At 70.4% G+C, this 20519-nt stretch carries 24 protein-coding genes and 1 pseudogene; 16 read left to right on the top strand and 9 right to left on the bottom strand.

Translation table 11 applies throughout. The features are described from left to right. The first annotated feature begins 10 nt into the window (after positions 1-10). Positions 11-904 carry a phosphatidylinositol-specific phospholipase C gene (locus ACIQM0_RS24355; protein WP_401290095.1) on the top strand — a complete coding sequence of 298 codons (894 nt, stop codon included), beginning with the start codon at positions 11-13 and terminating at the stop codon, positions 902-904. Between the two features lie 15 nt (positions 905-919). Here the strand turns inward: ACIQM0_RS24355 and ACIQM0_RS24350 are convergent, their stop codons facing one another. Both ACIQM0_RS24350 and ACIQM0_RS24345 read right to left on the bottom strand, forming a co-directional pair. Further along, positions 920-2005, bottom strand: coding sequence for a cell wall protein (locus ACIQM0_RS24350; protein ID WP_401290092.1), 1086 nt, complete (start codon positions 2003-2005; stop codon positions 920-922). 223 nt (positions 2006-2228) lie between these two features. Next, positions 2229-2690, bottom strand: a complete 462-nt coding sequence (locus ACIQM0_RS24345; protein WP_401290089.1) for an ATP-binding protein — start codon at positions 2688-2690, stop codon at positions 2229-2231. Positions 2691-2928: 238 nt separating this feature from the next. Between ACIQM0_RS24345 and ACIQM0_RS24340 the strand changes: the two genes are divergently transcribed. The 4 genes from ACIQM0_RS24340 to ACIQM0_RS24325 all read left to right on the top strand — a co-directional run bounded on the left by ACIQM0_RS24340 (position 2929) and on the right by ACIQM0_RS24325 (position 5108). Next, complete coding sequence (locus ACIQM0_RS24340) at positions 2929-3780, top strand: helix-turn-helix transcriptional regulator (protein WP_363026743.1); 852 nt, start codon at positions 2929-2931, stop codon at positions 3778-3780. Positions 3781-3793: 13 nt separating this feature from the next. Further along, positions 3794-3988, top strand: coding sequence for a DUF397 domain-containing protein (locus ACIQM0_RS24335; RefSeq protein WP_306088653.1), 195 nt, complete (start codon positions 3794-3796; stop codon positions 3986-3988). A 99-nt stretch (positions 3989-4087) separates the two neighbouring features. After that, positions 4088-4282 carry a DUF397 domain-containing protein gene (locus ACIQM0_RS24330; protein WP_401290086.1) on the top strand — a complete coding sequence of 65 codons (195 nt, stop codon included), beginning with the start codon at positions 4088-4090 and terminating at the stop codon, positions 4280-4282. Between the two features lie 379 nt (positions 4283-4661). Next, complete coding sequence (locus ACIQM0_RS24325) at positions 4662-5108, top strand: hypothetical protein (RefSeq protein WP_329357720.1); 447 nt, start codon at positions 4662-4664, stop codon at positions 5106-5108. Between the two features lie 122 nt (positions 5109-5230). Here the strand turns inward: ACIQM0_RS24325 and ACIQM0_RS24320 are convergent. Continuing rightward, positions 5231-6052: pseudogene (locus ACIQM0_RS24320) on the bottom strand (IS5 family transposase). A 995-nt stretch (positions 6053-7047) separates the two neighbouring features. On the opposite strand from ACIQM0_RS24320, the gene ACIQM0_RS24315 reads away from it, so the two are divergent. Both ACIQM0_RS24315 and ACIQM0_RS24310 read left to right on the top strand, forming a co-directional pair. Continuing rightward, the gene (locus ACIQM0_RS24315; protein ID WP_401290083.1) at positions 7048-7422 is read left to right on the top strand and encodes a nuclear transport factor 2 family protein; all 375 of its coding nucleotides are present in this window, start codon (positions 7048-7050) and stop codon (positions 7420-7422) included. After that, positions 7422-7727 (top strand): hypothetical protein, encoded by a 306-nt coding sequence (locus ACIQM0_RS24310; protein ID WP_401290080.1) that lies wholly within the window; start codon positions 7422-7424, stop codon positions 7725-7727. The genes ACIQM0_RS24315 and ACIQM0_RS24310 overlap by 1 nt, the downstream gene beginning before the upstream one ends. Before the next feature lie 10 nt (positions 7728-7737). Here the strand turns inward: ACIQM0_RS24310 and ACIQM0_RS24305 are convergent, their stop codons facing one another. From ACIQM0_RS24305 to ACIQM0_RS24285, 5 genes are all read right to left on the bottom strand, one after another. Next, positions 7738-9180, bottom strand: coding sequence for a sensor histidine kinase (locus tag ACIQM0_RS24305; protein WP_401290077.1), 1443 nt, complete (start codon positions 9178-9180; stop codon positions 7738-7740). Continuing rightward, the gene (locus tag ACIQM0_RS24300) at positions 9177-9905 is read right to left on the bottom strand and encodes a response regulator transcription factor (protein ID WP_401290075.1); all 729 of its coding nucleotides are present in this window, start codon (positions 9903-9905) and stop codon (positions 9177-9179) included. The genes ACIQM0_RS24305 and ACIQM0_RS24300 overlap by 4 nt, the downstream gene beginning before the upstream one ends. Positions 9906-9994: 89 nt before the next feature. Then, entirely contained in the window at positions 9995-11077 is a 1083-nt protein-coding gene (locus ACIQM0_RS24295) for a S1C family serine protease (protein WP_401290072.1), read from the bottom strand. 122 nt (positions 11078-11199) lie between these two features. Continuing rightward, a complete protein-coding gene (locus ACIQM0_RS24290; RefSeq protein ID WP_401290069.1) occupies positions 11200-12249 on the bottom strand; it encodes a LacI family DNA-binding transcriptional regulator in 1050 nt (349 codons plus the stop codon). A gap of 24 nt (positions 12250-12273) precedes the next feature. After that, entirely contained in the window at positions 12274-13077 is an 804-nt protein-coding gene (locus ACIQM0_RS24285; RefSeq protein ID WP_363026725.1) for a response regulator transcription factor, read from the bottom strand. A gap of 302 nt (positions 13078-13379) precedes the next feature. Between ACIQM0_RS24285 and ACIQM0_RS24280 the strand changes: the two genes are divergently transcribed. The 8 genes from ACIQM0_RS24280 to ACIQM0_RS24245 all read left to right on the top strand — a co-directional run bounded on the left by ACIQM0_RS24280 (position 13380) and on the right by ACIQM0_RS24245 (position 19256). Continuing rightward, complete coding sequence (locus tag ACIQM0_RS24280; RefSeq protein WP_401290067.1) at positions 13380-14276, top strand: alpha/beta hydrolase family protein; 897 nt, start codon at positions 13380-13382, stop codon at positions 14274-14276. Positions 14277-14337: 61 nt separating this feature from the next. Further along, on the top strand, positions 14338-14592 hold the full coding sequence (locus ACIQM0_RS24275; RefSeq protein WP_401290064.1) for a MoaD/ThiS family protein: 255 nt from the start codon (positions 14338-14340) through the stop codon (positions 14590-14592). Positions 14593-14602: 10 nt separating this feature from the next. Next, entirely contained in the window at positions 14603-16171 is a 1569-nt protein-coding gene (locus ACIQM0_RS24270; RefSeq protein ID WP_401290062.1) for a hypothetical protein, read from the top strand. A 177-nt stretch (positions 16172-16348) separates the two neighbouring features. Beyond that, positions 16349-17038, top strand: a complete 690-nt coding sequence (locus tag ACIQM0_RS24265; RefSeq protein ID WP_401290059.1) for a DUF2993 domain-containing protein — start codon at positions 16349-16351, stop codon at positions 17036-17038. Between the two features lie 221 nt (positions 17039-17259). Further along, positions 17260-17367 (top strand): putative leader peptide, encoded by a 108-nt coding sequence (locus tag ACIQM0_RS24260; protein WP_353962123.1) that lies wholly within the window; start codon positions 17260-17262, stop codon positions 17365-17367. Positions 17368-17520: 153 nt separating this feature from the next. Continuing rightward, on the top strand, positions 17521-18366 hold the full coding sequence (locus tag ACIQM0_RS24255) for a sulfurtransferase (protein WP_363026716.1): 846 nt from the start codon (positions 17521-17523) through the stop codon (positions 18364-18366). Between the two features lie 112 nt (positions 18367-18478). Continuing rightward, a complete protein-coding gene (locus ACIQM0_RS24250) occupies positions 18479-18766 on the top strand; it encodes a DUF1416 domain-containing protein (protein WP_018490348.1) in 288 nt (95 codons plus the stop codon). Between the two features lie 190 nt (positions 18767-18956). After that, positions 18957-19256: a DUF3099 domain-containing protein gene (locus tag ACIQM0_RS24245; protein ID WP_401290054.1), complete on the top strand. Its 300-nt coding sequence runs from the start codon at positions 18957-18959 to the stop codon at positions 19254-19256. A 13-nt stretch (positions 19257-19269) separates the two neighbouring features. Here ACIQM0_RS24245 and ACIQM0_RS24240 read toward each other — a convergent pair whose 3' ends face one another. After that, complete coding sequence (locus ACIQM0_RS24240; RefSeq protein WP_123460672.1) at positions 19270-19632, bottom strand: DsrE family protein; 363 nt, start codon at positions 19630-19632, stop codon at positions 19270-19272. 303 nt (positions 19633-19935) lie between these two features. Between ACIQM0_RS24240 and ACIQM0_RS24235 the strand changes: the two genes are divergently transcribed. Then, positions 19936-20508: an FABP family protein gene (locus tag ACIQM0_RS24235; RefSeq protein WP_401290051.1), complete on the top strand. Its 573-nt coding sequence runs from the start codon at positions 19936-19938 to the stop codon at positions 20506-20508. The last annotated feature ends 11 nt before the right edge of the window (positions 20509-20519 follow it).

Genomic DNA, 20519 nt, shown 5'->3' with positions numbered 1-20519 from the left:
GCCCTCCCGCATGAGCCCGTACACCGCCACCCGCCGGAACTTCCTGGCCGGCGCCCTGGCCGTATCCGCCACCGCCCTCCTGGGCGCGGCCCCCGCCCATGCCTCGGCCCGCAAGGCGCTCACCACCCAGGACTGGATGAGCGGCATCGCGGACGCCACCGCGTTGCAGCGGCTCACCATCCCGGGCTCGCACGACTCCGGCGCCCGCTACGGCGGCCCCTGGACCGCGTGCCAGAACACCACGATCGCGGAGCAGCTGAACAGCGGGCTGCGCTTCCTCGACGTGCGGTGCCGGATCACCGGCGGCTCCTTCGCGATCCATCACGGGGCCTCGTACCAGAACCTGATGTTCGGCGATGTCCTGGGCGCCTGCCGGGACTTCCTGGCCGCGCACCCCACCGAAACCGTGCTGATGCGGGTCAAGCAGGAGTACTCGGAGGAGAGCGACGCGGCGTTCCGCGCGGTCTTCGACGACTACCTCGACGTCAGGGGCTGGCGGCCGCTGTTCCACATCGATCCCGCACTGCCCTCGCTGGGCGGCGCGCGCGGCAAGGTCGTCCTGCTTGCCGACAACGGTGGTCTTCCCGGTGTGCGTTACGCCGATCCGGGGCTCTTCGACATCCAGGACGACTACATGGCGGAGCCGTTCGCCAAGTATCCCAAGATCGAGGCCCAGTTCCGCAAGGCGGCCGAGCAGCCGGGCAAGCTCTTCATGAACTACGTCTCGACGGCCGCCCTGCTGCCGCCTCGCGGGAACGCGGACCGGCTCAACCCGCAGGTCCAGTCGTTCCTCGACGGCTCGGGGACGGCCGGCTGGACCGGTCTCGGCATCGTCCCGCTGGACTTCCCGGCGACCCGGTCGGGGCTGGTGGAGTCGCTGATCCGGCACAATCCGGGGGCCTGAGAAGCCGTTTCCGGGTCACGACGGGGAGCCGGTGGCGCGTGCGGCCCTTTTGACGGCGTAGGCGCACAGCCGGGTTCCGTAGAGGTCCAGGGCGTCGTCGGGATCGTCGTCGTAGTGGGCAGCGACTTCGTACCACCGGTCCCAGGCGTAGAGCCGGGCGTGGCGGCGGTCGTCGTCGGTACGCGGCGGGGTGTCCGGCTGCCTGCTGCCCAGCCACCGCTGCCACTCCTGGTGGGTGGCGGGGTCGGCTGAGAGCTCGCCTTCCTGTGCGGCGGGCCGGTCCCGGGCGAGAGCGGCGGCGATGTACGCGGCCGGTCGTGCGGGGCGCCATCCCACGGCCATCCCGATGAGTTCGGCGGCGATGTCGTGGGCCTCCAGGCCCCGGTCGATCAGCGGGCGCAGTGCGAAGGCCAGACGGCGCAGGCCCTCCGGCTGGGTCCAGCCGACGAGCGGCCGCACCCGCCGCGCGATCTGGATGTCACGGGCCACCTGCCACGGGCTCCGGACCGGCGAAGTTCTGCTGCGTCGCGCCCTGTTGCGCGCTGTGGCCCTCGCGGGTCGCGCGCACGTGCGCGAGGTGTAGTTGAAGCCCCCGTCCAGATCAGCAGTCGGTACGTCGTGGTGCCGCCCAGGAGAATGGGGTGCAGCCTGTGCACAACCTCGCCTGCGAGTGAGCCCGTTGCCCACAGGGTGTGGATGCGGCCGGACGGCGGTCTTCGCCGCGAGCGCCCGTCCCTTGTCCGTCACTCCGGCGACCCGCGCCCGGTACCCGGCACCGTCGAGCCGGTGCCCCATCGCCTCGTCGTACGCGGCCGGGACCGTCGCCGCGTAGATCGTCGCGGTTGCCGTGTACGGGCGGCCCGGGAGCCGGAGGTTCTTCTTCGTGCCGTGCCGGTGCCACGCCAGCGCGCCCAGTTCCCGCAGCACCCGGACGTGTCGCTTCACCGTCGCCGTCGACACCCCGCACCGTGCGGCAGTGCCTTCGAGGTCGTACAGGACGAGGCCCAGCCGGTAATCCATCCTGGCCGCCAAGTCCCGGGCCACGGTCAGCGTCGTCTCTGTTGCGCGCGGGTGCAGACGGGCGCCGACCAGCCACGTCACGGCAGGCAGCCACGCCCGGGGCTGGGCTTGCCGAGCGGGCGTCGAATCGACCTCTTGCATGGCGCGGGGAACGGGTGCCCAGGCCGGAACCGGGCATGGCGAAGAAGCGCGGCGCGAAGCCGCGCCGGTGGTGGAGCGCATGACGGTCCGTCGGAGTAGGCGCAGGCCGGGGGCGGCGGGCCGGATGGCCTGCCGCCCCCGCTTGTGTGGTGTGCCGGGACGGTTACGCCCGGCCGTCGTCCGTGCCGGGCCGCCCGAGCGTGAACCAGACGACCTTGCGGCCGGGGTGGTGCCCGCCTGCGGTGTTCGCTCCCCACGCGAGGGCGAGGCTCTCCACGATCATGAGCCCCCGCCCGCGCTCCTGTTCGGGCCCCACGCACAGTGCGCGCAGGAGCGGCGGAGCGGCGGGACCATCGTCCGTGACGGCGACGGTGACCCGCTTGCGGTTGACCGCGACGTGGACGCGGATCAGGGGCGTCCGGGTGTGGCGGTGGGCGTTGGTGACCACCTCGGTGACGCAGATCTGCGCGTCCTCGACCAGGTCGTGGTGTCTGCTGAGGCTCAGCAGCGAGGTGACGAAGTCCCGCGCGAGTTTGGCCGCGCCGGCGGTGTTCGGCAGGGTCAGCCGGTAGGTCTCGCCGCCGAGTGGATTGCTGGGCCGGGGAGTTGCAGTGGCCTGGCTCATGTCGTTCTCCCAACGCGCTGCGGTCTGAACGGGTGTGTCGCTCGTTGAACGGTGGCAGTCGCCGTACGGGGCAACGCAGCTCTGTACGACTGCACTTCGGCTTTTCCTGCATGCCGACCGGTGCAGGTACTACCGTAGTGATGTGTATCAAGTGTTGTAGATCCATTCATAACTAGACCGCGAAATAGACCCCTTCGAGGGATGCGGACACACTGGGATTCGACAAGAGGAGAGGCTGATGCCACCGAGGAAGCCCCCTACCGCGCGACAGTGCCGGCTGGGTGCGGAGCTGCGCAGGATGCGCGAGCGGGCCGGCTTGCTGCCGACCGAAGCCGCCGCCCTGCTGGGTACGGACCGCACCACGATCAGCAACACCGAGTCGGGGAGATTCGGGGTCAGCGGCACGCGCGTGCGCACCTGGGCCGCCGCCTACGCTTGCCCCGACGCCGCCTATGTGGAAGCGCTGGTCGGTATGGCCGAGGAGCGGATAAAGGGGTGGTGGGAGGACTACCGCGGTGAACTCTCGGTGAGCGCGCTCGACCTGGCGGAACTGGAGCACCACGCGGCGGGGTTCCGGTCCGTGCAGATCATGCATATGCCCGGGTTGCTCCAGACGGAGGACTACGCACGTGCTGTCTACGCGGAAGCGCTGCCCGCGCCGACCCCGGCCGGTCTGCGGCGGAGGCTGTCGCACCGGCTCAGGCGGCGGGACGTTCTGGACCGCCCGGACCCGCCCATGTGTGTCTTCCTGATCCATGAGGCGGCCCTGCGGATGCGGTACGGAGGGCGGAAGGTCGCCGCCGGTCAGCTCGACCACCTGTTGAAGGAGTCGGAGCGGGACAACGTCACGGTGCGAGTGATCCCGTTCTCGGCGGGCGGCTTCCCGAACTCCGGCAGTTCCACTCACTATGTCTACGGTCCGGTCGCGCAGCTCGACACGGTGCAGACGGACACGCCGAGTGGTTCCGGCTTCGTGGATGCCGAGGCGCGTCTTCTGACCTTCCGTGCGGTGCTTGACCGGACGGAAGGCCGATCGCTCGATCCGCAGAGTTCAAGAGACTTCATCAAGGAAGTCGCAGAGCAAGTATGAAGGCGTGAGAAGCATGGATATTCAGTGGCGAAAGTCGTCCAAGTCCGCCGATGCCGAAGGCGACAACTGCCTGGAACTCGCTGAGAGCGGAGGGGAGATCCTCATGCGGGAAAGTGACAACCCGGACGTGATTGTCCGGACGACCCGCGTCAAGCTCCAGGCGTTCCTGAGTGGTGCGAAGGCCGGCGAGTTCGATGATCTGGTGTAGCTGACCGCGTTTCGCCTCTTTCGGTAGCCCCATCACGCAGGGTCGGGGCCACCCGTCCCGCTCGGTGGGACGCACAACAAGCGTGAAGGCGTGAGAAACATGGATATTCAGTGGCGCAAATCATCAAAGTCCTCCAATGCGGACGGGGCTGAGTGCCTGGAGCTTTCGTTTGGCGGTGGCGAAATCCTGATGCGTGAGAGCGACAACCCCGACGTGGTCATCCGTACGAGCCGCGCGAAGCTGCGGGCGTTCCTGGGCGCCGCGAAGGCCGGCGAGTTCGATGACCTGGCCTAGGGCCTGTCTCCCTGATGAGCCGATCCTCTGATCGGTACCCCCTGAGTGCCTGGGGCGTCGCGGCCGGGAGGCCGCTATCGCAGAAGTGTGCGATCAGCACACGCTGGTGCGGTGGAAACTTGTGGCGATGGTCCCTCTCGTGGGTGACGTTGAGCAGCGTGACCACGAGACCAGGGCGTGAGGTAGGCCGTGTGCGGCAAGATCGGGAACCAACGAGGCTGCTGTGCGGATGGGTTGAGACTTCGAACATCTCCCTCAGTGGCACGGCGGCCTCGTGCGTTCCGTCCCCGCGGCCGCCGGCAACTCCGCTACCCAATCGGTGGCCACCCTGAAAGGGTTCAATTGCGGCCGCGCCAATCACCAGGCGAAGGAGTCACCCATGGGAACCTTGCCCTCTGGCGTCTACCGCATCTTCACCAGCAGCGCCGACTCCACGGCGCAGTACCTCACTGCCCAGGAAAGCGGTGCGACCGTTCTGCCTCGGGGGTCCGCGCCCGCAAGGGAGCAGGAGTTCAGGGTGGAGGTCATCAAGGACGGCGTCGCCGCCATCCAGAGTCCCGCCAACCTGTTCCCCTCGCGTTCCGTGAGTTACAAGGAGCCGGAGAAGGGCGAGAGGGTGATCCTGGGGCCGATGAGTGACTTCCCCACCCGCGAGTGGAAGATCACCAAGGGTTCGAAGCAGGGAACCTTCACCATCGGCGTCGCAGAGGGCGGAGAGTCTCTGGTGCTGGCGCTGGCTCAGATTCCGCTCTTCCCGCCTCCGCTCGAACTGGCGACCTCCGACAGGGCTCTCGACTGGACGTTCGAGCTCGCCGAACAGGGCTGACATCCGCGCGGCGTCCGGATGAGGACACCGTCCCCATTCGCACGGCGTGCGGTCTCGTGAAGCACGTCGCTGTCGGCTCTCCGCCTACGGACGCGCGTGGGGTTCTCGATCACTGACGGCGGTTACCGCCGGGCCCAGATGAGGATCGCGGCGAGGTGGAGTGCTGCCTGGTAGGCGATGGCGAGCTTGTCCGTTCGCATGGCCAGGCCGCGCCACTGCTTGATGCGGCCGATGCACCGCTCGACGGTGTTGCGTTCCTTGTAGGACTCGGCGTCGAAGGCAGGTGGCCTGCCGCCCTGAGGGCCACGTCGTTGGCGGTGGCGGACCTGGTCTGCGGGATGACGGCCCGGATGTGACGGCCTCGCAGGTGGGCGCGGATCGCGCGGGAGGAGTACGCGCGGTCCGCGAGCACCGCGCCCGGCCGGGTCCGGGGTCGTCCCCCGCCGGTACGCGGGACCCGGATGGCGGCCATGACGGTGGTGAACGCGGGAGCGTCACCGGCCTGTCCGGCAGTGAGCACGATCGCCAGCGGACGGACGTTGGAGTCGCTGGCCAGGTGGACCTTGGTGCTCAGGCCGTCTCGCGAGCGTCCAAGCGCGTGGTCGGGCGGCTCACCTCGGCCGGTGTCACCCTTTGCGGGCACCCGCGGCGTGCTGGTGGGCCCGGCAGACGGTTGAATCCACCGAGACCGTCCAGCCGATGTCGTTGTCCGCGTCCGCTGCGGCGAGAACAGCCGCGAAGACCTTGGCCCAGGTGCCGTCGGCCGCCCACCGAAGCAGCCGTTTGTGCGCGGTCTAAAACGAGCCGAGCTCCTGGGGCAGGTCCCGCCAGGGCGCGCACGTGCGGTACTTCCACGCGATCGCTTCCAGGGTGCGGCGGTGGTTCGCCCATCGCCGCCCGCGGACCGGATCGGCCGGCATCAACGGCTCGATCCGGTCCCACATCACATCACTGATCACCAATCGGACAGACACATCCGATCAACAGCTCAACCCATCAAAGAGACACGCTCTAGCTGACCGCGTCTCGTCCGTCTCGGGTGGCCCCCACCGGCGCAGGGTGGGGGCCACCCGTTCTGCTGTCAGCTGCCCGCTGAGTGTGGCGGGTTGTCCGTCTCACTCGTTAGAAGTCAAACGCTTGATACGGATCTACGTCACGCGCTAGCCACGTGACGTGGCGCCACGGGCTGACCCGGTGGCGATCAACACCCCTGGCCTCTGCGCGGTTTGGTGGTTCCGACGGGCCTCCTTGCCCGCCGCTCGTCACGCCGGTTGCGGGCAAGGAGGTCCCTCGGGTGAGCCTCAGGAGGCGACGTGGTGAGTAATCCCGAACCCGCGGCCCCCGCCGCACAAGCGTTCTGGTGCGAGCGGGTCACGTTCCGGACGATAGAGGCGGACGAGATCGCTGAGGTCCGCTGCTCTTCCACCCCGAGGCCGACGGACGCGATCCGGCAGATCCGGGTGGACGTGCGTTCGCTCGCACCCGAACTCCCGCCCCTGGAGCGGCACCGGGCGCTGAGTTGGGTCGACGGCGGAGGCTGTATCGGCGCTCTCGGGTCCCTGCACCGGGGTGAGCCCTGCGGATTCTCGCTCAGTCATCGCGGTACGTGGATCGAGTGGACCGTGCGTCCCCACGCGGTCCTCCACGTCGGCGGCAGGACGCGGCTCCCCGTTCTACGTGACTCGCCTCGGGTTTTCACGGGGTGGGTTTGTCCGATGCTCGATCAATCGTCGACTTCACCCCGCCGCGCGAGCAGGACCTGACCGTTGCCGGCCTCGGCCATGCTGCTCGACCTGGTGCGGCAGTTCAGTGTGCCGAGACCGCGCTCCGTCGAAGCCACCGCCGCGCCGGCCAGCGCTGTGACCGGGATGGTTCACCGTGGCCAGGAGACGGCTCGCGGGGCGAGCGCGGTCCGCAAGACGACTGGTATTACTGATGCATGCAGGAAGAAGCCGCGCGCTCGGCGATCGACACGTTCATCTCCGCGTTCAACGCCTCGGACGACAGCTATGTGACGGAGCTGCTCTCCCAGGCCCTGACCTCGGACGTGGTCTTCTGGGGACCGTTGGGCCGCAGTGAGGGCATCGTGGCGGTCGAGCGGTTCGTGCTGGACATCCGGCGCCACCCTGCGGGGACCGGCACGATGGTGCGCTGTTCGGCGGTGGACATACCGGACGAGTGGGCCCGGTACCAGTGGGTCTTCACGACGCCGGACGGAGGCCCCCGCCTGGCGGGGACGGACGTCGTCCATCTGCGGCGGAGCCTCATCGACCAGATCATCGTCTTCGCGGGGGAGATCGAGCCGTCCGCCTGATGGCGAACGATCCGAAGGACCGGCATGTGCTGGCGGCGGCAGTCCGGGGACAGGCGCACGCGGTAGTCAAGCTGAACGTGCGGGATTTTCCGGCGGGCACGGTGGAGCCGTACGAGATCGAGGTGCTCAGGCCGGACGACTTTCTGCTTTACCTGCTCGACCCCACTCCGGTGGACGTGTTCGCGGTACTGCGGACTCAGGCGGAGAGCTACCGGCGCGATCCGCGTGATGTGCATGGACTGCTCGACCGACTGGCTGTCGGAGGGGCTCCACAGTTCGCGGCGGAGTTCCGGCGGCGCCTCTGAACCCGCCCCCTCACCCCACCGGCGCGTCCGGCGGCGGCTGCGGTGCCCCCGGCAGGCGGATCGTGGCCACCGTGCCGTCGCCGTCGTCCGCCGGGAGCAGGGCGATCTCGCCGCCCGCCTGCTGGACCGTCCGCGCGACGATCGACAGTCCCAGGCCGGAGCCGGGGAGCTGGCGGGCGGAGGGGGAGCGCCAGAAGCGTTCGAAGACGTGGGGGAGTTCGTCCTCGGGGATACCCGGTCCGTGGTCGCGGACCGTCAGTTCTCCCCGGTGCAGGACCACGTCGATCGTGCCGCCGGCCGGGCTGAACTTCACCGCGTTGTCCAGGACGTTGACGACCGCCCGCTCCAGCGCGGCCGGTTCGGCGCGCACGTACCAGGGGGCCAGCTCCGCCGTGATGGTCAGCTCGGGGCCGCGCAGGCGGGCCCGTTGCAGGGCGGTGCGGGCGATGTCGTGCAGGGCGACCACCTGGAGCGGGCCGGGCTGGGCGGCGTCCGGGCGGGCCAGTTCCTGGAGGTCTCCGATGAGCGAGGCCAGCTCCGTCATCTGGGCCTTGACGGAGGACATCAGCGCCTTGCGGTCGTCCGGCGGGATCGCCCGGCCCGTCTCGTCGCTGCGGGCGAGCAGCTCCACGTTGGTGCGGAGGGAGGTGAGGGGGGTGCGCAGCTCGTGGCCCGCGTCCGCGATCAGCTGGGCCTGGCGGTCGCGGGAGGTGGCGAGGGAGGCCGTCATCGAGTTGAAGGAGCGGGAGAGCCGGGCGATCTCGTCCTCGCCCTCGACCGGGATGCGGACGGTGAGGTCCTCGGTGCGGGCCACGTGCTCGACCGCCTCGGTCAGTTCGTCGACCGGGCGCAGTCCGGACCGGGCGACCCAGAGGCCCGCGGCGCCCGCGCCGACGACGCCGATGCCGGAGACGAGGAGGAGGACCCAGGCCAGGGTGGAGAGGGGTTTGTCGATCTCGCTCAGCGGGCGGGCGACGGAGACGCCGAGGGTGAGGTCGGCGGGCGGCAGACCGGGCCCGCGCGACACCGTCACCGGCACCGCGTAGGTGAAGACGCGCATCTTCACCCCGACGGCATCGGTCTCGGAGTGAAGTGTCGCGCTCCGCCGGCCATCGACGACCGCGAGGTCGGCCGCGGTCACCGGGAGCGCGGCCGAGTCCGGGGCGGTGCAGGCCGTCCCCTGGGCGTCGATGAGCTGGACGGTGAAGCCGGTGTAGGGCTGGGGCTGCAGCTTGCTGGCGCGGGTGCAGTACTGGTAGAGGCCCTTCAGATATTCGTTGTCGACCTTCGTGGAACGCAGCGTCGTGTCCCGCTGCTGCTCCAGCTGCGCCTTCGTCACGAACCAGCAGGCCGCCGCGACCGCCGCCACCGCCACGGCCACCGCCACGGTGACCAGCAGGGCGAGCCGGGAGCGGAGCGGCAGGGCGCGGAAGCGGTGCAGGGGCCCCGTCACCCCTCGCCCCCGCCCGGCCGCAGGGCGTATCCCACACCCCGCACCGTGTGGACGAGGCGCGGTTCGCCGCCCGCCTCCGTCTTGCGGCGCAGGTACATCACGTACACGTCCAGGGAGTTGGAGCTCGGTTCGAAGTCGAAGCCCCAGACCGCCTTGAGGATCTGCTCGCGGGTCAGCACCTGGCGCGGGTGCGCGAGGAACATCTCCAGCAGGGTGAACTCGGTGCGGGTCAGCTCGACGCGGCGGGTGCCGCGGCTGACCTCGCGGGTGGAGAGGTCCATCCGGAGGTCGGCGAAGGCCAGCACGTTGTTGTCGGGGAGCTCGCCCGCCGCGGCCGCGTACGAACTGCGGCGCAGCAGGGCCCTGATCCGGGCGAACAGCTCGTCCAGCTCGAAGGGCTTGACCAGGTAGTCGTCGGCGCCCGCGTCGAGCCCGGTGACCCGGTCCCCGACGGTGTCGCGGGCGGTGAGCATCAGGATGGGCGTGGTGGTGCCCGTGGCGCGGATGCGGCGGGCGGCGGTGAGCCCGTCCATCCGCGGCATCTGGATGTCGAGGACGATGAGGTCGGGGGCATACGACTCCGCCTTGGCGAGGGCGTCGAGACCGTCGACGGCGACCTCGGTGCCGTAGCCCTCGAACGCGAGACTGCGTTGCAGGGCCTCGCGCACGGCGGGCTCGTCGTCGACGATCAGGATGCGCTGCGGATCGTCCTCGGCGGGGCTCATCGCTGCTTCGTCCTCTTCTCGGTCCGTACGGGCTGCGGCGCCGCCCTCCAGCTTCTCAGCCTCGCACGGCCCGGACGCGGTGGCGTGGATCAGGAGCTGTCGCCGGCCCGCAGGGTGTCCAGGTCGGCCTTGAGGGTGTTGACCGGGATGGCGAAGCCGAGGCCGACGCTGCCCGCGGAGCTGCCCGAGCTTTCGGACGAGCTCGCCGAGTACATGGCGGAGTTGATGCCGATGATCTCGCCGTTCATGTTGATCAGCGCACCACCGGAGTTGCCCGGGTTCAGCGAGGCGTCGGTCTGGAGCGCCTTGTACGTGGTGGTGGAGTCGCCGGTGTCGCCGTTGAACTGCTTCCCGCCGAACTCGAACGGCCACTGCTGTCCGCCGCCCTGGCCGCCCTCACTCTGCCCCTGGCTCTGGCCGCTGTCGCCCTCCTTGGCGACCGTGACGTCCCGGTCGAGCGCGGACACGATGCCGCTGGTGACCGTGCCGGTCAGGCCCTCGGGCGAGCCGATCGCGACGACCTGGTCGCCGACGGCGACCTTGGAGGAGTCGCCGAGCGTGGCCGTCTTCAGCCCGCTCGCACCCTGGAGCTTGATCAGCGCGAGGTCCTTGTCGGGGTCGGTGCCGACGACGTCGGCGGTGTACGTCTTGCCGGTGCTGAGCGTCACCTTGACGGTGGAGGAGCCCGCGACGACGTGGTTGTTGGTGACGATCTCGCCGTCGGACGTGATGATCACGCCGGAGCCGGTGGACTGGCCCGCGGACGAGGTCGCGCTGATCTCGACGATCGTCGGTGACAGGGCCGCGGCCACACCGGAGACGGTGCCCTTGCTGCTCTGCGAGACGGTGGTGCCCGGGATGATGCCGCTGCCGGTGCTGGTGGTGCCCTGGTCGGTGAGCTGCCCGATCACGGTGGCGGTGCCGCCGCCGACGATCGCCGCCGCGACGGCCACCGCCGCGAGGAGCGCGACCGGGCGGCGGACCCGCCGCCGGGAGGCGGGCGGCTCCGGCGCGGGCTGCGGCAGTCCGGGGGCGGGCCACACGGGGTCACCGCCGCCCGAGCCCGCCGGCGGCGCGGGCTGGTATGACGGCGGCGGCGGGTAGGCCGCGTCGCCGTTGCCGTACGAGGGGTACATCGGGTACTCGCCGCTCGGGCGCTGGCTCTCTGTCATGTCTACGAGAGTGTCCAGCGAAGATGAGAGGAGCGTGAGGACGCTCTGAGAAGCCCGGCAGAACCTCGTATGCCCGATATAAGGACCCGTCCGAGCGGGTCTTCATATCGGGCATACAGGGTTCAGGACAGGACCCGGGCCGCCGGGGGTTCGCCGCAGCCGCAGGAGCGCCGGACGACCAGCGCCGAGGGGAACTGCTTCAGCCGCTCCCGCCGCGAGCCCGACACCCGGAGCGAGTCGTCGAGCACCAGGTCCACGGCCGCCCGCGCCATCGCCGGGCGGTCGGAGAAGACCGTCGTCAGCGGCGGATCGGTCAGTCCGGCTTCCTTCACGTCGTCGAAGCCCGCCACCGCGAGCTCGCCCGGCACGTCGATCCGCAGCTCGCGTGCGGCCCGCAGCACCCCGATGGCCTGGTCGTCCGTCGCGCAGAAGATCGCCGGGGGACGGTCGGGCCCCGCGAGGAGCTCCAGGGCCACCCGGTAGGCGTCGTAACGGTTGTACGGGGCCTGGAAGAGCCGGCCCTGGGTCGACCGCCCCGACTCGTGCATCGCCCGGCGCCAGCCCTCGACGTGGTCGGCGACCGGGTCGCCGACCACCGGGGTCGACTCCACGCCGCCGAGGCACGCCACGTACTCGTTGCCGTGCTCCAGCAGGTGACGGGTGGCGAGCTGGGCGCCGCCGACATCGTCCGTGACGACCGCGACGTCGTCGATCGCCTCGGGCCGCTCGTGCAACAGCACGACCCGGGCGTCCCACGCCTCGATCTCGGCGGCGGCCCGCTCGCTGGGGCCCTGGCTGACCAGGATCAGCCCGGAGACCCGCATGCCGAGGAAGGCCCGCAGATAGTGGACCTCACGCTCGTCGCGGTAGTCGGAGTTGCCGACGAGCACCATTTTCCCGCGCTCGGCGGCGGCCTGTTCGACCGCGTGCGCCATCTCCGCGAAGAACGGCTGCCGCGCGTCCGGCACGATCATCCCTATGAGGTCGGTCCGCCGCGAGGCCATCGCCTGGGCGACCCGGTCGGGCCGGTAGCCCAGCTCTTTGATCGCGGCGAGCACCCGCTCGCGCGTGGCCGGGGCAACCGGCCTGGGTCCGTTGTTGATGACGTAGCTGACGACCGCGGTCGACGTCCCCGCCAGTCTCGCCACATCGTCCCGCGTCACCTTGGCCACGCGCGGCAGTCTACGCGGATGGACCTACCTCTTGGCAGGCCGGACCGGGGCTTCTTCCGAGACCTCGGTAACCTCCGGCTGCTCCGAACGGGTGAGGGTTTCCGCGGCTGCCTTCGCGGCTGCCGCCTTGGCCTCCTCCGCGGCGGCCCGCTCCACCTTCTCCGGTGCCACGAAGCGGTAGCCCACGTTGCGGACGGTGCCGATCAGCGACTCGTGCTCGGGGCCGAGCTTGGCGCGCAGCCGCCGGACGTGTACGTCGACCGTCCGCGTGCCGCCGAAGTAGTCGTAGCCCCAGACCTCCTGGAGCAGCTGGGCGCGGGTGAAGACCCGGCCCGGGTGCTGCGCCAGGTACTTGATCAGTTCGAATTCCTTGAAGGTCAGGTCCAGGACCCGGCCCTTGAGCTTGGCGCTGTACGTCGCCTCGTCGACCGAGAGGTCGCCGTTGCGGATCTCCATCGGGGAGTCGTCGGAGGTGATCTGCTGCCGGCCGGTGGCCAGCCGCAGCCGCGCCTCGACCTCGGCGGGACCCGCCGTGTCCAGCAGGACGTCGTCGATCCCCCAGTCCGCGGTGACGGCCGCGAGACCGCCCTCCGTGACGACGAGGATGAGCGGGCAGCCGGGTCCGGTGGACCGCAGCAGCTGACAGAGCGAGCGGACCTGAGGCAGGTCGCGCCGTCCGTCGATGAGAATGACGTCGGCACCTGGGGTGTCGACGAGAGCGGGGCCTTCGGCAGGCGCCACCCGCACGCTGTGCAGCAGGAGGCCGAGGGCGGGAAGCACCTCCGTCGACGGTTGGAGGGCATTCGTCAGGAGCAGCAGTGAACTCATCGCCGCCCACCTGCCTGGGTCGTCGGTCGATGATCGTGCACGGTTGGCTCGCCCATTACGTCGGTCCTCCTCGTTCCCTGCGAGAGGGGCACTCCCGGGCGGGGCCCGGGGGAGTATGCGGCACTGCTTCGTACGCTTATTCGTCTGTTGCCGTACGACGTTTCGTCATACGGGATTTACGGGTGTGGCCTCGCGCCCGGGGCCGCTGAGCTTGTTGAAACGTCTCCGTAACAACGCGTGGAAAGCACAAAAGGACCCGGGGGCTGCATTGCCCGGATCCTCTTCCCAGCAGAATAGCCCACATGAGTTCTGTGTCCGAGGGGCGATTTCGGAGTTCCTCTGTTCCCTTGATCACGCGCGGGGCGTGCCGGACCACATTGCGGGCCGATGACGGGGTCCGGATCGAGGCGGTGTACGACCCGTGTACGGCGGATGACGGCGCGTGCGCGGAGCCGGGCGACGCCGGTACGGCGATCGTCGTCGCGCACGGTTTCACCGGTTCGGCGGACCGCCCGGCGGTGCGGCGCGCCGTGGAGGTGTTCGCCCAGCGTGCGGCCGTGATCACGTTCTCCTTCCGGGGGCACGGCGGATCCGGTGGACGGTCCACGGTGGGGGACCGCGAGGTGCTGGATCTGGCGGCCGCGGTGGCGTGGGCGCGGTCGCTCGGGCACCGGCGCGTCGTTACGGTCGGGTTCTCCATGGGCGGTTCCGTGGTGCTCCGGCACGGTGCGCTGTATACGGATCCCGCGGCGGAGAGCGAGGGCGTCCGATCCGTTCCGGTGCGCAGGGGGCGCACCGAAGCGTGTGAGGGGGCGTACGCCGATGCGGTGGTGGCCGTGAGTTCCCCGGCGCGTTGGTACTACCGGGGTACGGCACCGATGCGTCGCCTGCACTGGGTGGTGACCCGTCCCGCCGGCCGGCTGGTCGGGCGGTACGGCTTCCGGACCCGGATCGACCGCAACGACTGGGACCCGGTCCCGCTCTCCCCGGTCGCGGCGGTCCCACGGATCGCCCCGGCGCCGCTGCTGATCGTGCACGGCGACCAGGACCCGTACTTCCCGCTCGACCACCCGCGGATGCTCGCCGACGCGGCGGACGGGGCCGCTGAGCTGTGGCTGGAGCGCGGCATGGGGCACGCGGAGAACGCGGCGGACGAGGCCCTGCTGAGCCGCATCGCCGACTGGGCGACGGGCCGATGACGCCGTGAACGATGATGGACAGCCGATGCGTGAGCCGACGCGGGACGAGAGGAGCTCCACCATGCCTGCGGGAACGATCCGTTACTGGGCGGCGGCCAAGGCCGCTGCCGGGACGGCGGAGGAGCCGTACACCGCTACGACGCTCAAGGAGGCGCTCGACGAGGTGCGCGACCAGCACCCCGGCGAGCTGACCCGAGTGCTGCAGAGGTGTTCGTTCCTCATCGACGGCGACCCCGTCGGTACCCGGAGCCATGAGACCGTACGCCTTGCCGAGGGCGGCACGGTCGAGGTGCTCCCGCCGTTCGCAGGAGGGTGAACCGCAGAACATGAGCAGCAGCGATCAGCAGCATCCGTACCCGAATCAGCCGCAACAGCCGAATCAGCCGTACGGCCAGGAGCCGCAGCCGTACGGGGACCAGGCGTACGGGGACCGGGCCCACCCGGATCCCGCGTACGGGCAGCAGCAGTCCTACGGCGGTCAGCCGTACAACGGTCAGCCCTACGGCGGTCAGCCTTACGGCGACCCGTCCTACGGGCAGCAGGCGCCCTACGCGGGCGGTGCGGCGCCGTACGGGCAGCAGGCACCGCAGGGCACGTACGAGCCGCAGCAGCCGCCGCAGGGCACGTACGAGCCGCAGCAGCCGCCGCAGGGCGCATACGAGCCGCAGCAGGCGCCGCCGGGCACGTACGAGCCGCAGCAGGCCGTGCACCCGCCTTACCGGGGCGCGCAGCCCACCCACCCGCACCAGGCCGCACAGCAGCCGCAGCAGCCTCACCAGCCTCACGAGCCGCAGCCGGCTCCTCAGCCCTTCCAGGCTCCGCCGGCCGGGGACGACTGGCCGGCCGGGGAGCAGGGCGTCGCGCAGACCTGGGAGGGCCAGACCTGGGACACCCAGTACCAGCCCACCATCCAGCCGAGGCAGCAGCCCGCCCAGCCCGTGCAGGCCGCCGAGCCCGTGCAGGCCGCCGAGCCCGCCGAGCCCGCCCACCTGCCGCCGACGGGCGCGTCCGGCGCGTATCCGCTGCCCCCGGAGGTCCGGGCGGCTCCGCCCGCGGCGCCCGCGCCGGTGCCCGCAGCCACCGGCGCCGCTCAGGACGAGGACGGGTACAGCGCGCCCACCACGCTGGGCAACAGCCGCATCACGGACGCCCAGCGCGCACGGGCCGAGGGCCGTTCGCCGATCATCGCGCCCGGTATGCAGCCGGCCGCGATCACCGCGGGGCTCGGGCTGCTGCTCGCGCTCGGTGCGGCCATCGGCTCGTACGCCCTGCTCGTCCCGCTGGTGCTGCTCCAGGCGGTGACCGCGGCCGGGTGGTTCCGGCTCAACGGCATGTGGCCGGCCCGGCAGGGCATCGCGCTCGCGTTCGCCGGCGGTCTCGTCGCCGATGTGGTGCTGCTGGCCGCGGGCCGGGAGAACGGGCCGGCCGCGATCCTCGGCACGCTCGGTGTCTGGGTGCTGCTCACCGTCGTCCTCCAACTGCGCAGCCGGGCGGGTGCCGACGAGCGGATGCAGGGGCTGATGGCCACCGTCGCCTCGGCCGCGCTCGCGGTCCTGGCCGCCGGGCACCTCGCGGCGGTCCCGGACGCGGTGACGGTCGGCGGGGTCGCCGTCGCCCTCACGGTCCTCGCACGGGCGCTTCCGCTGCCCGGACCGGCCTCCGTCGTGGCGGCGCTGGTCGTCGCCGCGGGCGCCGGTGCCGCGGCGGGTGCCGTGACCGATCTGGGGGCGAAGGGTGCGCTGCTCGCCCTCGCCGCCGGTGTCTGTGCGCTGATCGGCCTGCGGGTGGCCAGCTATGACTACCCGTCACGCTTCGTGCACATGACCGCCGGAGTGGCGCTGCCGCTCACCGCGGCCGCGCCCGCCGTCTACCTGATCGGCCGCGCGCTCTCGTAACCGTCACAGAGCCCGTCACACGAGCCCGTCACACGGGACGCGTCACAGAGATGCCGAAGCCCTCCATCGGGAACCGATGGGGGGCTTCCGCTCGTCGATCACCCGGGGCGTGGTGTGTGGCCGCAGTAGGCTCACGGGCGCCAGGGGTCCGAACGGACGCGGGTGGGGAGGACAGTCATGCGTGCACTGCGAATACTGCTGGTCATAGGGGTGGTTCTGGCCGGCGTGTTCATCGCCGTCGACCGCGCGGCGGTGTATTTCGCCGAGTCCGAGGTCGCGGACCGGGTGCGGGTCTCCGGCGCGGAGATCGGTTCGACGGACGTCGACATCAAGGGCTTCCCGTTCCTGACCCAGGTCGCCGGATCGGAGCTCGACGAGGTCGACGTGAAGATCACCGGCGTCGAGACCAGCGCGAACGGCCACACCCTCCGGATCAGCCGGATGAACGCCGAACTGCACCAGGTCCGGCTGACCGACGGCTTCTCCGGCGCCACCGCCGCCCGCGCGACCGGGACGGCCGTGATCTCGTACGCGGACCTCACCAAGGCGGCCAGTGCGGACGTCGCCGTCGAGTACGGCGGCAAGGGCAAGGTGAAGGTGACCGGGGCGGTCGACATCCTCGGCCGCACGATCTCACGCAGCGTCCTGTCCACCGTCTCCCTGGTCGACGGCCACACCGTCCGGGTGCGTGCCGACGAGGTGCCGGGCGAGGGAATCCCCGGGCTCGAGGGCTTGGTGCGCAAGAAGACCGACTTCGAGCGCGAGGTCGGCGGACTGCCGAACGGGCTGAAGCTGGAGAAGATCCAGCCGACCGCCGCGGGCCTGGAGATCTCGGTGACCGGCACCGACGTCTCGCTCGCCGGCTGACCCCCGCCGCGACCGGCCGGGGCTGACCCCCCGGCCGCAGCAGGCCGCGCCACATACTGAGACGGCCGCGTCCGTTCCATAGATGCCCCACGGGCACGATGCTCCGGGGATCGTCCCGGGAGTAGGCGCGACAGCCCTCCTGTCCCGCATGGTGGACGATCGTGTCTCAATAGGTGACACAACGGTGACATCTCCGCCCGTACGTCCCTACGATCGGTCCCATGCAGTGCTCTATTAGCGGTCTCCCGCAGCGGGGACGGGCGGATCTCACGAAGCGGCGGGCAGTGGACCTGTGCCGCGTCGCCGCCATGCTCTGTCGCACTGTCTGAGCGGGATCCGTCGACTTCCCGCGTTCCCGGCCCTCCGACCGTCCGTCGGGGCCATCCCGATGCCTCTGTGCACGCGCCGAACCGGCTCCCGTACATCCGCATCCCGTAGCAACTCGCACCATCTCGCCGCAGACTGCCCCGGAGGAGAACACAATGAGCCGCAGTGACGTCCTGGTAGACGCCGACTGGGTCGAGGCCCACATCGACGACCCGAAGGTCGCCATCGTCGAGGTCGACGAGGACACCTCCGCGTACGAGAAGAACCACATCAAGAACGCGATCCGGATCGACTGGACCAAGGACCTCCAGGACCCGGTCCGCCGTGACTTCATCGACCAGGCGGGCTTCGAGGAGCTGCTGTCCGGCAAGGGCATCGGCAACGACACCACGGTCGTCCTGTACGGCGGCAACAACAACTGGTTCGCGTCCTACGCGTTCTGGTACTTCAAGCTCTACGGCCACCAGGACGTGCGCCTGCTCGACGGCGGCCGCAAGAAGTGGGAGCTCGACTCCCGCGACCTGGTCGACGGCGACCAGATCCCGTCCCGCCCGGCCACCCAGTACAAGGCCAAGCCGCAGGACGAGTCGATCCGCGCCTACCGCGACGACGTCGTCGCCGCCATCGGCAACCAGAACATCGTCGACGTGCGCTCGCCCGACGAGTTCAGCGGCAAGCTGCTCGCCCCGGCCCACCTGCCGCAGGAGCAGTCGCAGCGCCCCGGCCACGTGCCGAGCTCGCGCAACATCCCGTGGTCGAAGAACGCCAACGACGACGGCACCTTCAAGTCGGACGACGAGCTCAAGGCCCTCTACGAGGACGAGCAGGTCGACCTGGCGAAGGACACCATCGCGCTCTGCCGCATCGGTGAGCGTTCGGCCCTGACCTGGTTCGTGCTGCACGAGCTGCTCGGCGTCGACAACGTCAAGAACTACGACGGCTCGTGGACCGAGTACGGCTCCCTCGTCGGCGTGCCGATCGAGCTCGGCGCCAACAAGTAGTTCTTCGCGTGACCCGGTAAGTCCCCGGAATAACGGCGGACTTACCGGCCGGCACGATCACGACCGGCACGAACCGGACCGGCACGACCCCCGATCAGAAGGACAGAACACCATGTGTGGAGCAAAGGCCGGCGGCCCCGACGCTTCGACGATCAAGCCCGGTGAGACCACCATCCAGGGCAGCGTGACCCGCGACGGCGAGCCCGTCACCGGCTACGTCCGCCTGCTGGACTCGACCGGTGAGTTCACCGCGGAGGTCCCGACCTCGGCGACCGGGCAGTTCCGCTTCTACGCGGCCGAGGGCACCTGGACGCTGCGCGCCCTCGTCCCGGGCGGCAGCGCCGACCGCACGGTCGTGGCACAGACGGGCGGCCTCTCCGAGGTGGCCATCGCCGTCTAGGAGCAGCCACCGGCTGCCACCCGCTGCCACCGCTCCGCGGATGAGAACCGGCCGAAGGGCCGTACCCCAGGGGGTTGGACGCCCACTGAACCGGGGTACGGCCCTTCGTGCCGTTCCGGCGTGATCCCGTGCTGTCGCCCCGCTCCTTCCAGGAGCGGCTGGGCGGGCGGATCGGGCCTACGCTGGATTCATGTACGCCCGACGTCGTCGCGCATATTTCCTGATGATGGGCGGTTGTCTCGCCCTCTTCGTCTCGGCCTGGGCCTTCGTGAGGCTCTGGTCGGTTCCGGCCGCCATCATCATGTGTGTGATCGCCATGGTCATCCCGCCCGTCGCGGCGATCGTGGCCAACCGGAAGGGCCCTGAGGACCGCTGGTGGGACGATCCGCCGCCCGGTCCCCAGGACCGGGCGGGCAAAGTGAACCCCACCGGCGACCCGGAGTCCGACGAGTGGTGGGACGAACTCGACGGGAGGAAGCGCCGCCGGTGAGGGAGGGGCTCCGTCAGTAGACGAGGGCCTGCACGCCGTCGGCCATGATCTCGCTGACGAAGACCTGGGCGCCGGCGATCCGTACGCCCTCCAGGACGTCCTGCTCGGTGATGTCGCGGCGGGCCGCGCACTGGGTGCAGAGCGTGATGAGGCCGCCCGCCTGGATCGACTCGATCAGATCCGGCAGCGGCGCCGAATGCGGCAGCTCGAATTCGGCGGCCCGCCCCGGCAGCGCGAACCAGGCGGATTCCCCGGTCAGCCAGAGCGAGACCTCCACCCCGCTGGCGACGGCGACCGCCGCCACCGTGAACGCCTGCGAGCAGCGCTCGGCGGAGTCGGCACCTGCGGTCACCTTGATCACGAGCTTCTTCGGCATGTGCCGAACTGTAATCCTCGGCCGCGGAGCCCGCCGGGACGACCGCCCCGCGGCAAACCCCGAACCGGCGGGCCGGGCCCCCACCCATTAGGCTGGGACCCGGCCCGTACTGCTGCCATACCGCTCGTTCAAGGAGCTCCCGTGCTTGAGGCATTCTTCACCACCCTGCTGGTCCTGGTCTGTGTCGGCACCCTCGCCTTCGCCGGCCTGACCGTGAAGAAGCTGTACGAGGGCCAGCGCTGATCCCTCAGCTCCACGCGCGCCCTCCCCGTCCCTCCGCCTCACAGATCGTCTGAGCCGCTCATGATCGAGATTCCGTCCGACCTCCACCCGGACCTCGTCCCGCTGGCCTTCCTCCTGGGCAACTGGGCGGGCGCGGGTGTGTCCGACTTCCCCGGCGCCGAGAAGTGCAACTTCGGCCAGGAGGTCTCCTTCAGCCACGACGGCCGGGACTTCCTGGAGTACGCCTCGCACTCCTGGGTGCTCGACGCCGAGGGCGAGAAGGTCCGGCCCCTGGAGTCCGAGTCCGGCTACTGGCGCATCGACAAGGACCGCAAGGTCGAGGTCGTCATGGCCCGCGACCAGGGCGTCATCGAGATCTGGTACGGCGAGCTGGCCCACCAGAAGCCGCAGATCGACCTGGTCACCGACGCGGTGGCCCGGACCGCGGCCTCCGGCCCGTACAACGGTGGCAAGCGTCTCTACGGCTACGTGAAGAGCGACCTGATGTGGGTCGGCGAGAAGTCCACGCCCGAGGTGGAGCTGCGCCCCTACATGTCCGCGCACCTGAAGAAGGTCGTCACCCCCGAAGAGGTCGCCGCGATGGCGAAGAGCCTCGGTGACCTCCCGGACGACGGGATCGCGTTCTTCAAGTAGCCGGTGAAGGG

Source organism: Streptomyces sp. NPDC091387 (assembly GCF_044756945.1).
Lineage (GTDB): Bacteria > Actinomycetota > Actinomycetes > Streptomycetales > Streptomycetaceae > Streptomyces.
The sequence above is the reverse complement of the archived record's forward strand: the minus strand, read 5'-3'. Positions and strand labels throughout refer to the sequence as shown.

Excerpts from the sequence above, each read along its gene's own strand:
- ACIQM0_RS24345 (WP_401290089.1), bottom strand. The coding sequence starts at position 2,690 with ATGAGCCAGGCCACTGCAACTCCCCGGCCCAGCAATCCACTCGGCGGC.
- ACIQM0_RS24300 (WP_401290075.1), bottom strand. The coding sequence starts at position 9,905 with ATGAGCCCCGCCGAGGACGATCCGCAGCGCATCCTGATCGTCGACGAC.
- ACIQM0_RS24245 (WP_401290054.1), top strand. The coding sequence starts at position 18,957 with ATGTACGCCCGACGTCGTCGCGCATATTTCCTGATGATGGGCGGTTGT.
- ACIQM0_RS24255 (WP_363026716.1), top strand. The coding sequence starts at position 17,521 with ATGAGCCGCAGTGACGTCCTGGTAGACGCCGACTGGGTCGAGGCCCAC.
- ACIQM0_RS24240 (WP_123460672.1), bottom strand. The coding sequence starts at position 19,632 with ATGCCGAAGAAGCTCGTGATCAAGGTGACCGCAGGTGCCGACTCCGCC.
- ACIQM0_RS24325 (WP_329357720.1), top strand. The coding sequence starts at position 4,662 with ATGGGAACCTTGCCCTCTGGCGTCTACCGCATCTTCACCAGCAGCGCC.
- ACIQM0_RS24295 (WP_401290072.1), bottom strand. The coding sequence starts at position 11,077 with ATGACAGAGAGCCAGCGCCCGAGCGGCGAGTACCCGATGTACCCCTCG.
- ACIQM0_RS24270 (WP_401290062.1), top strand. The coding sequence starts at position 14,603 with ATGAGCAGCAGCGATCAGCAGCATCCGTACCCGAATCAGCCGCAACAG.
- ACIQM0_RS24265 (WP_401290059.1), top strand. The coding sequence starts at position 16,349 with ATGCGTGCACTGCGAATACTGCTGGTCATAGGGGTGGTTCTGGCCGGC.
- ACIQM0_RS24310 (WP_401290080.1), top strand. The coding sequence starts at position 7,422 with ATGGCGAACGATCCGAAGGACCGGCATGTGCTGGCGGCGGCAGTCCGG.
- ACIQM0_RS24235 (WP_401290051.1), top strand. The coding sequence starts at position 19,936 with ATGATCGAGATTCCGTCCGACCTCCACCCGGACCTCGTCCCGCTGGCC.
- ACIQM0_RS24275 (WP_401290064.1), top strand. The coding sequence starts at position 14,338 with ATGCCTGCGGGAACGATCCGTTACTGGGCGGCGGCCAAGGCCGCTGCC.
- ACIQM0_RS24250 (WP_018490348.1), top strand. The coding sequence starts at position 18,479 with ATGTGTGGAGCAAAGGCCGGCGGCCCCGACGCTTCGACGATCAAGCCC.
- ACIQM0_RS24315 (WP_401290083.1), top strand. The coding sequence starts at position 7,048 with ATGCAGGAAGAAGCCGCGCGCTCGGCGATCGACACGTTCATCTCCGCG.
- ACIQM0_RS24260 (WP_353962123.1), top strand. The coding sequence starts at position 17,260 with ATGCAGTGCTCTATTAGCGGTCTCCCGCAGCGGGGACGGGCGGATCTC.
- ACIQM0_RS24355 (WP_401290095.1), top strand. The coding sequence starts at position 11 with ATGAGCCCGTACACCGCCACCCGCCGGAACTTCCTGGCCGGCGCCCTG.
- ACIQM0_RS24335 (WP_306088653.1), top strand. The coding sequence starts at position 3,794 with ATGGATATTCAGTGGCGAAAGTCGTCCAAGTCCGCCGATGCCGAAGGC.
- ACIQM0_RS24330 (WP_401290086.1), top strand. The coding sequence starts at position 4,088 with ATGGATATTCAGTGGCGCAAATCATCAAAGTCCTCCAATGCGGACGGG.
- ACIQM0_RS24285 (WP_363026725.1), bottom strand. The coding sequence starts at position 13,077 with ATGAGTTCACTGCTGCTCCTGACGAATGCCCTCCAACCGTCGACGGAG.
- ACIQM0_RS24280 (WP_401290067.1), top strand. The coding sequence starts at position 13,380 with ATGAGTTCTGTGTCCGAGGGGCGATTTCGGAGTTCCTCTGTTCCCTTG.
- ACIQM0_RS24340 (WP_363026743.1), top strand. The coding sequence starts at position 2,929 with ATGCCACCGAGGAAGCCCCCTACCGCGCGACAGTGCCGGCTGGGTGCG.